At 56.5% G+C, this 1,794-nt stretch carries 1 pseudogene; it reads left to right on the top strand.

Annotated features, from left to right (window positions below):
* Positions 1-148: 148 nt before the first annotated feature.
* A pseudogene (locus KBX14_RS11130) lies at positions 149-1,794 on the top strand (hypothetical protein); the annotation flags it as partial.

Raw genomic sequence — 1,794 nt, forward strand, 5'->3', positions numbered from 1 at the left:
GGCGTGTTTTTGCCTGTTTTGTTGTCGTGTTTTGGGTGGATTGGCCATGTATAGTTGCGGTGCATAAACTTGGGGTCAGAACAACGAAGGGTTTCATGTTCCACCGGTTGGGTGGTGCGTGATGGAAGGTATAAGGATTGTGACAACGATGATGAACAGCATTGCGCGGAAGGTATGTGTAGCAGCGTGTGTGTTGGCCGTTGCGGCTAATGGTGCACAGGTTGCTCACGCGGAGATGGCTGTTGCTGACTCGTCGGTCACAGTGACCGCTGACGGGCCGGGTGCGGTCTTTCACAACTCGGTAACACAGCCGGGGCGTATTTCGACGTTGAAGTTTACGGATGCCCGCTCCATTGCTGGCAGCCAGGAGTCCTCACTGTATGTGGACTTGCGTGCCGATGGTGCGCTAGTGGATTTAGAGTCTGACCTTAACGTGGATACCTACCGTGATGGGGACACCCAGGTGGTCATCTACCGCGGTGAAGACCAGGGCGCTGGTGTGTCGGTGGAGCGTGAATACCGCTTTGCAGGCAACCGTGTCGATGTCATTGTGCGGGTGACCAACAACAAGGATTCCTCGGCGTTTGTGCAGGCGGATCTGACGAACCAGATTAACTCCCAGGTCGGGCTTTCCGGCTCCTATGATGATGGGAAGTTTGTTGTTGCCCCGGCACAGCTTGGCTATGAGACCTCGGTGTCGTTCGATAATGCAACCTCGTCTGGTGTAGCCGATGCGTTCCAGCGCACCACGGCTGCCGGTGAGGTTGGGTTTGTGGATCCAGCAGGGGCAAGCTTCCAGCGTGGTCGTTGGTTTGAGCGCATTGATGCAGGCAACACGTTGACTGCTGCCATGCACATGGAGGTTGCAACCCAGGACAGTGCTGTTGATTCTGATGGTGACGGTCTGCCGGATATGTGGGAACGCGAAGGCGTTACCCTAAGCGACGGTACGGCCATGCCACTGAATCAGTGGGGTGCTGATCCTGAGCGCCCGGATTTGTTCCTGCAGCTTAATTGGATGAACTCGCAGTGGCAGCAGGCTGGCTGCGACACACCTGGTGCGGATGCTGCCATGTGTGCGCAGATGTCGGTGGCAAGCTACCGCCCACACCGCGATATTTTGCAGCAACTGGTGGATCGCTTCGACCAGTACGGGGTCAACCTGCACATCGATGCCGGTGATACCTACACCAACATTGCAAACTATCCGACGCGTCATGGTGGACAGACTGAGCCGTACGCCCCGTACTACTTCGAGGGCACCATCCCGGGCATGAAGCTGGTCGATAATATCGATACCATTTTGGGTGCACGTGCGGCAGTCTTCCGGGTTGGTGTCATTGGGGACCAGATGCAGCGTGGCCACTGGGGTACCGGGTTGGCCCTGGTTGCGGATAACTCGTTTTATGTTGCCAAGCATGAACGCATGCGCACCGATGATCAGCTGCGCAACACGATCATGCACGAGCTCGGCCACACGCTGGGGCTCAACCACAATGGTTCGATGAAGTTCGCCAACGAGGTCCCGCAGTCGGATTACCTGCCGAACTACTACTCGGTGATGAACTACCTCTACCAGTTCACCCACTTTAACTACTCGGATGAAGAATCCGTCTCCGGTGGGCCACTGCCAGAGGTATGCAACCAGCCGGGCATGGACTGCTACAAAGGTGACTACCGTGTGCCAGCCGACTGGGACAACCTGATGATCAACACCGGCAAGATCGGCAAGGATTACAACTCCACCATCGGTGCCGCCGATGTGAAGGTTGATGGTAAAGCGCTTGCCGCGCA

The organism is Corynebacterium sp. CCUG 61414, assembly GCF_024453945.1.
Classification (GTDB): domain Bacteria; phylum Actinomycetota; class Actinomycetes; order Mycobacteriales; family Mycobacteriaceae; genus Corynebacterium; species Corynebacterium pseudogenitalium.